The organism is Promicromonospora kroppenstedtii DSM 19349, assembly GCF_000515355.1.
GTDB lineage: Bacteria > Actinomycetota > Actinomycetes > Actinomycetales > Cellulomonadaceae > Promicromonospora > Promicromonospora kroppenstedtii.
The window spans coordinates 143,990-151,154 of record NZ_KI911760.1 but is presented as its reverse complement, the minus strand read 5'-3'; the positions used below and the strand labels follow the sequence as shown (position 1 = coordinate 151,154).

The following is a 7,165-nucleotide window of genomic DNA, read 5'->3' as shown; positions in this document are numbered from 1 at the left end:
CTGACGCTCCGGCCCCCGTCGCCGCGACCCCCGTCACCGCGCGGCGCGCCGGTCGACCCGGTGCCGCGCACGAAGCGCTGGAAGATGCGCTCGCGGTCGGCGGCAGCGATGCCGGGCCCCTCGTCGCTGACCTCCAGCACGATGTCGGACCCCTCCGTGCCGTCCACGGGGTACGCGTCCAGGCGGACGACGCCGCCCTGCGGCGAGTGGCGGATGGCGTTCTGCAGCAGGTTGATGACCACCTGGTGCAGGCGCTCGGCGTCGCCCTCGATCGTCAGGTCCTCCGGGGTGACGTCGATGACGTAGTGCAGGTCCTTGGCGGCGTCGACCATCTGGAGGTCCTCGGCGCAGTGCTCGAGGAAGTCTCCGACGGCGATCTCGCCGATGTTCAGGGCCGAGGCGCCGGCCTCGATCCGGGAGAGGTCCAGCAGGTAGGTGACGAGCCGCGTCAGGCGTTCGGTCTGCGCGTGCGCCTGCTCCAGCGCGGCCGGAGTGGGCTCCACCACGCCGTCGACCATGTTCTCCAGCTGCGCCTGGAGCGCCGCGACGGGCGTGCGCAGCTCGTGCGACACGTTCGCGATGAGGTCGCGCCGCGTCTGCTCCACGGAGGCCAGGTCCTCGGCCATGCGGTTGAAGGCGTGCGCGAGCTGCCCCACCTCGTCACTGCTCGTGGCGCGCACCCGCCGCGTGTAGTCGCCGTCGGCCATGGCCTGGACGGCCTCCGTGATCTCGCGCAGCGGCGACGTCATGCCGCGGGCCAGGATCTGGGTGACGAGCAGCGACAGGATGATCGCGAGCGGGAAGGTGCGGCTCGGCCCCAGCGACGCCTGCAGGCCGAGCCAGGTGATCAGCACCGCCGCCGTGACGGTGGCGGCGACCAGCACGCCGAGCTTGATCTTCAGCGAGCGCAGGGGGTCGAGCGGCCGCACGTCGGGGACGCGGGGCACGTGCGGTCTCATCGGGGCACCGGCGCTACTGGTTGGCCGGCGGCTCGAACGCGTAGCCGACGCCGTGCACCGTGCGGATCAGGTCCGGGCCGAGCTTGCGGCGCAGGGCCTTGATGTGGGAGTCGACGGTGCGCGTGCCGCTGGCGTCGGCCCAGTCCCAGACCTCGGCGAGCAGGCGCTCGCGCGTCAGCACCGTCTTGGGGGAGCCGGCGAGCATGACGAGCAGCTCGAACTCCGTCGGGGTCAGGTGCACCTCCTCGCCGCCGCGGTAGACGCGGCGCTGCGCGCGGTCCACCGTGACGTCGCCCATCATCATGGGCGGGTCCGCGGGCGTGGTCGCCGCGGCCTGCGCCGCGCGGTCGACCCGCCGCAGCAGGGCCTTGATGCGGGCCACCAGCTCACGCATGGAGAAGGGCTTGGTCATGTAGTCGTCCGCGCCCACGCCCAGGCCGACCAGCATGTCGGTCTCGTCGTCCCGTGCGGTGAGCATGAGGATCGGGACCGGGTTCTCGGCCTGGATGCGTCGTGTGACCTCGAGCCCGTCGATGCCCGGGAGCATCACGTCGAGCACGACGAGGTCGGGGCGGAGCCTGGAGGCGGCGTCGACGCCGGACAGGCCGTCGCGCGCCACCTCGACACGCCAGCCCTCGGCGGACAACCGCTGGGCGATCGCGGTGGCGATCGTGGGCTCGTCCTCCACCACGAGCACGGTCGCGGACTGCTGACCGGTCGAGGCGGCGGCCGACGCCGTGCCGGGCTGCTGCGGGGCCCCAGACGGCTGGGGAGTACCAGATGACATAGGTCAATCATGCCCGTACCTGCCTGATAAGACACTGAAGCCAGCCTGAGAGTCGGACTCCTGGGCGCTGCCTGCACTGTTCCCGCTACGATCTATCGCACGATGATCGAGCGATATCCCCACCGAGAAACCTGGATGAATCAGGACCCCCGCGGTGCCCTCCGGAGCGTGAGATGACCGGCGAATGGATCATGGTCGCCGTCGGCGTTCTTCTCACGGCAGGCACAGCAGTATTCGTGGCGGGGGAGTTCTCCCTCGTCACCATCGACCCCGCCGTGATCGGCGACTCCGACGACTCGGAGGGAGACAGACCCGGCGGTTCCCGGTCTGCTTCCTCCTCTGATCCCGGCCCCGGCGCGCGGTCCGCGTCCGGCGCCCAGCCGGTCTTCGGCAACGGCCTGCGGGACCGCAGCGTCCGCACCGCGCTGCGCCACCTCTCCACGGAGCTGAGCTCGGCCCAGGTCGGCATCACGCTGACCACCATCCTGCTCGGCTACACCGCCCAGCCGGCCCTGAACTCCCTGATCTCCGCCGCGTTCGGCAACACGTCCGTGCCCACGGCGGTCTCCGCCGGGCTCGCCGGCGTCCTGGCCCTCATCCTGGTCAACGCCTTCTCCATGGTGTGCGGCGAGCTGATCCCCAAGAACTTCGCGCTGTCGGCCCCGCTGGCCACCGCGCGCCTGGTGGTGCCGGTCCAGCGGGTGTTCACCATCACGTTCAAGCCGCTCATCGCGGTGCTCAACGGGTCGGCCAACGCGCTGCTGCGCCGCCTGGGCGTCGAGCCCCGTGAGGAGCTGTCGGGCGCGCGCTCGGCCTCCGAGCTGGCGTCGCTGGTGCGCCGCTCCGCCGAGGAGGGCACGCTCCAGGAGTCGGTGGCCACGCTGCTGACCAACTCGATCGAGCTGGACACGCTCAGCGCGCGCGACGTGATGACCGACCGTCTGCGCATGTCCGTCATCGACCGGGACGCCACGGCGGAGGACGTCGTCGCGCTGGCCCGGCGCACCGGGCACTCGCGGTTCCCCGTGATCGGGGAGGACCGCGACGACATCGTCGGTCTGGTGCACCTGCGCCGCGCCGTCGGCGTGCCGCACGACCGCCGGGGCGAGGTGCCCGCGGCCGCGCTCATGGTCGACGCGCCCCGCGTCCCCGAGACGGTTCGACTGGGTCCGCTGCTCGTCGAGCTGCGCGGCTTCGGCCTGCAGATGGCCGTCGTGGTGGACGAGTACGGCGGCACGTCCGGCGTCGTCACGCTGGAGGACGTCGTCGAGGAGCTGGTGGGCGACGTCGCGGACGAGCACGACCCCCGGCGGGCCGGCGCGTCGCGCGCCGCCGACGGATCGTGGATCGTGCCAGGCGTGCTCCGCCCGGACGAGCTCGCCGAGTACACGACGATCGAGGTCCCGGAGGGTGCCGCCTACGAGACGCTCGGTGGCCTCGTGATGGCGGAGCTGGGCCGGATGCCCGGCGTCGGCGACGAGGTCACGGTGGGGCAGGCGGGCCTGCACGGTCCGCACGCGCGGGTCAGCCTGCGTGTCGAGGCCATGGACGGACGGCGTGTCGAGCGCCTCCGGGTACGCCCGCTGCCCGACGACCCCGCCCCGGGGGCCGACGGCTCCGGGGCCGGCCGGAACGGTTCCGAGAAGGGCGCGACCCGATGAGCACCACCACCGCACTCGTCATCGGCCTCGTGCTGCTCGCGGGGAACGCGTTCTTCGTGGGCGCCGAGTTCGCCGTCATCTCGGCGCGCCGCAGCGCCATCGAGCCGCTCGCCGCGGCCGGGGACCGGCGCGCGATCACCGTGCTGTGGGCGATGGAGCACGTGTCGCTCATGCTCGCGTGCGCGCAGCTCGGCGTGACCGTCTGCTCCACGGGTCTGGGCATCGTGGCGGAGCCCGCCATCGCGCACCTGCTGGAGGGGCCGCTGCACAGCATGGGCGTGAGCGAGGAGCTCACGCACCCGATCGCGCTGGTCATCGCGCTGTCGCTCGTCGTGTACCTGCACGTCGTGCTCGGCGAGATGGTGCCGAAGAACCTGGCCGTCTCCGGCCCGGACAGGGCAGTCATGTGGTTCGGGCCGCCCCTGGTGCTCCTTGGCCGGGTGCTACGGCCCATCATCGTCGGCCTGAACTGGATCGCGAACCACGCGGTGCGGCTCGCCGGCGTCGAGCCCAAGGACGAGGTCGCGTCGGCGTTCACGGCCGAGGAGGTCCAGTCCATCGTGGAGCACTCGCAGGCCGAGGGCGTGCTGCGCGACGAGCAGGGCCTCCTGACGGGCGCCATCGAGTTCTCCAACCGCACCGCGCGCGATGTCATGGTGCCGGTCGGCGGCCTGGTCGCCGTCGACGAGACCAGCACGCCCGACGACGTCGAGCGGCTCGTGTCCAAGCACGGCTTCAGCCGGTTCCCCGTGGTGACACGGCGCGAGGAGGGCGACGAGCTCGTCGGCTACCTGCACCTCAAGGACGTGCTGTACGCGACCGGGCCGGCGCGGTTCGAGCCGGTCGCCGTGTGGCGCGTGCGCGCCCTGGCGGCCGTCGCGCCCGACGACGAGGTGGAGGACGCGCTGCGGGTCATGCAGCGCTCGGGCTCGCACCTGGCGCGCGTCGAGGGGCCGGACGGCGCGGTACTCGGCGTGGTCTTCCTGGAGGACATCCTCGAAGAGCTCGTCGGCGAGGTCCGCGACGCCATGCAGCGCCGCTGACCGTTGCCTGTTGATCGTCCGGAGCCGGACGGTCAACAGGCCGGGGTTGGCAGCCTGGCCGACCCGGGTCTAATGTCACGTGCACATAACGGAGCGCGAGGGGGCCGCGGACACATGAAGACGGAGGGCCAGTGGAGTCCACGGTTGTGACGAGCACGCAGCCCGCCCTCATGACGCGCCGCGCGCGCCGTGAGGCGGAGCAGCAGACTCAGGCGATGCGCAAGGTGACGTCGTTCGACCGGTTGGTCACCGGGGCGGTCCCCAAGGCCTCCCGTCCCACGTCGTCGGTCCCCGCGGGACAGCGCATGATCTCCCGGGCCGCCGTGGTCGGTACCCTGGCCGCCGCGACCATCGCGGCGCCGTTCGTGCAGGCCGCCGAACAACCCGGCGAGTCGCCGTTCGACGTCGAGGCTCCGCCCACCGGGCCGTCGGTGCTGGACCTCGTGACGCAGCCCGTCGAGCGCCCGGAGACCTCGGCCGCCGTGGTCCGCGCCGAGGCGCTCACCCGCCCCGCGTCGGCCGCCAGCCGTTCGCTCGACCGCAGCCCCCTGCCGAACTGCGACGTCAACGCACCCGTGGACGGCACCAACGGTGGGCTCGCGGACCACTCGCTGTGCGAGCTGTGGCAGGACGGGGAGTACCTCCGGCCCGACGCCGCGATGTCGCTCAGCGCGCTCAACGAGGCGTTCCGTGCGTCGTTCGGGCGCGAGCTGTGCCTGGTGGCCAGCTACCGCGACCTGAGCACGCAGTACGAGATGAAGGCGTCGCGTGGCTTCTACGCCGCTTCCCCGGGCACGTCCATGCACGGCTGGGGCCTGGCGATCGACCTGTGCTCCAAGGAGACGGGCGACAGCGACGTCTTCTCGTGGCTCTGGGCCAACGCGCCGTCCTACGGCTGGCAGAACCCGGCGTGGGCGCAGCTCGGCGGCAGCAAGTACGAGCCGTGGCACTGGGAGTTCGTGTCGGGCGTCGTCGAGAAGGGCGAGTGGCGCGGCTAGAGCCGCAGGTGGGTGTTCGGCCCGAAGTCCTGGCGGAAGGCGGGCCCCTGGCTCGCCAGCTCCGCGGCGAACGACTGAGCCCACGCGCTGTACGGCTCCGTGGCCAGGTACTCGTTCGAGAACCGGCGGTCGTCGGTGATCTCCGTGACGCAGAAGTCCGGGATCTGCAGGCCTGTTACCGGGCCGGAGCGCTCGCACTCGGCCACCACCAGCGGGTGGTTGGCTCCGCCGAACACGTCGATGGACCAGCCGTCGGCCCCGAGCCACGCGGCGTAGCGCACCTTGACGACCGGCGCGCCGCCCCGGCGGACCAGCTCGACGCCGATGCTCGGGTCCAGCTCGCGCTCCGCCTCGTAGCGGGTACCCCCGACGGCCGGGCCCTTCACTGTGACGGCGGCGAAGTCGATGTCCGCGACGTGCGACCGGAGCAGCTCGGCCGGATCGGTGTCGGCCGTGAGGTCGGCGTCGACGTCGCCCGCCTGGACCCGGACGCGCAGCGCGTAGCCGTCGTCGGCCAGGAAGTAGGACTGGACGATGAGGGCCGGGGCGTCCTTGAGCTCGGCCGGTAGGTCACGCACGAAGAAGCGGCGCTCGAACTCGAAGTCGGCGTAGCCGCGGTCGGGCTCGGCGGCGGGCGGCTCGTCGAAGAGGTCGTCGCTCATGAGGATCCCTCGCGCTGCTCGGCAGGTGTTTCTCGGCGGATGGTCCTAGAAGTCTACGCAACCGGCCCGGCGAGGGGCGCCCGGTCGGTGACGAACCCGGTCAGGGCGGCCGACAGCTCCTCCGGACGGGTGGCGATGCTCCCCGGCTTGAGGACCACGGGCGTGCCGACGAGGGCCGTGTTCAGCGAGGCCGCGATGCGACGGACGAACGTCCGCTGCCGCACGACGACGGCCCGCGGGTCGGCGACGTCGACGGCGAGCACGCGCCGGAACGCCAGCCGGGCCTCGCGCACGCCCGTGACCTCGGTCCAGAGCACCTGCTCGACGCCGAGGTTGGGCAGCCAGTCGGTGAGGCCGTCGTCGTCGAACGTGAGCACGGGCCAGGTGGGCAGCAGCAGGCGGCGGAGCACGATGAGGCCCAGCCCGGTGAAGACCAGGACGCCCATGGCGCTCACCGACACGACGGCCAGCGCGGCCGGCGAGCCGCTGATCTGGGCGGCGTCGAAGCCGAGCCGGGCGGCGACGGCGCAGAGCACCACCAGCGCGAGGGTGCCGAGGGCGAGCGTGATGACGTGCGCGCGGGATGGGTAGAAGTCGACGGACTCGTCGGGCATACCGGGACACTATCCGCACGCGGGGGCGAATCGGTAGCCCGGATGTGCCTTCAGCCGAGCAGGAGGCGGGCGCCTGCCAGGGCCGTCGCGATCAGCACGGCCGTGCTGAACACCGGGCCCGAGATGCGGTGGGCCACGAACCGGCCGAGCAGCAAGCCCGCGACCATGCCGGGCAGCAGGGCGAGGGAGACCAGCAGCGAGCCGGCCGAGACGAGGCCAAGGCTCGCGCTGAACGGCAGCTTGGCCACGTTGACGGTGAGGAAGAACAGCGCGACCGTGCCGAGCAGCCCGGCTCGCGAGACGCCGGTCCGGAGCAGGTAGAGGCTCATGGGCGGTCCGCCGGCGTTCGCGATCATCGTGGAGACGCCGGCGGTGGCGCCGAGGGCGGCGCGGGCGAGGCGCTCGCCGAGGGCGGCGCGTGGTGTGTCGGGCGTCGCGCCC

General features: G+C 72.4%; 8 protein-coding genes. 3 read left to right on the top strand and 5 right to left on the bottom strand.

Annotated elements, in window-relative coordinates; genetic code table 11:
* Positions 1–959, bottom strand: a 959-nt coding sequence (locus PROKR_RS27975) for a sensor histidine kinase (RefSeq protein WP_169736622.1), incomplete at its 3' end; no start/stop codon positions are given.
* Between the two features lie 13 nt (positions 960–972).
* Positions 973–1,746 (bottom strand): response regulator transcription factor, encoded by a 774-nt coding sequence (locus PROKR_RS27970; RefSeq protein WP_084468210.1) that lies wholly within the window; start codon positions 1,744–1,746, stop codon positions 973–975.
* A gap of 173 nt (positions 1,747–1,919) precedes the next feature.
* Between PROKR_RS27970 and PROKR_RS27965 the strand changes: the two genes are divergently transcribed.
* From PROKR_RS27965 to PROKR_RS27955, 3 genes are all read left to right on the top strand, one after another.
* The gene (locus tag PROKR_RS27965; RefSeq protein WP_036970407.1) at positions 1,920–3,407 is read left to right on the top strand and encodes a hemolysin family protein; all 1,488 of its coding nucleotides are present in this window, start codon (positions 1,920–1,922) and stop codon (positions 3,405–3,407) included.
* Entirely contained in the window at positions 3,404–4,450 is a 1,047-nt protein-coding gene (locus PROKR_RS27960; RefSeq protein WP_036970404.1) for a hemolysin family protein, read from the top strand. Before PROKR_RS27965 ends, PROKR_RS27960 begins: the two co-directional genes overlap by 4 nt.
* A gap of 131 nt (positions 4,451–4,581) precedes the next feature.
* Positions 4,582–5,448: a M15 family metallopeptidase gene (locus PROKR_RS27955; RefSeq protein ID WP_245605997.1), complete on the top strand. Its 867-nt coding sequence runs from the start codon at positions 4,582–4,584 to the stop codon at positions 5,446–5,448.
* Here the strand turns inward: PROKR_RS27955 and PROKR_RS27950 are convergent.
* The 3 genes from PROKR_RS27950 to PROKR_RS27940 all read right to left on the bottom strand — a co-directional run.
* Positions 5,445–6,110 (bottom strand): CYTH domain-containing protein, encoded by a 666-nt coding sequence (locus tag PROKR_RS27950; RefSeq protein ID WP_036970398.1) that lies wholly within the window; start codon positions 6,108–6,110, stop codon positions 5,445–5,447. The genes PROKR_RS27955 and PROKR_RS27950 overlap by 4 nt on opposite strands.
* 53 nt (positions 6,111–6,163) lie before the next feature.
* Positions 6,164–6,724 (bottom strand): STM3941 family protein, encoded by a 561-nt coding sequence (locus PROKR_RS27945; RefSeq protein WP_036970396.1) that lies wholly within the window; start codon positions 6,722–6,724, stop codon positions 6,164–6,166.
* A gap of 50 nt (positions 6,725–6,774) precedes the next feature.
* The coding region (locus PROKR_RS27940) for a TSUP family transporter (protein ID WP_157602830.1) at positions 6,775–7,165 on the bottom strand (391 nt) is incomplete at its 5' end.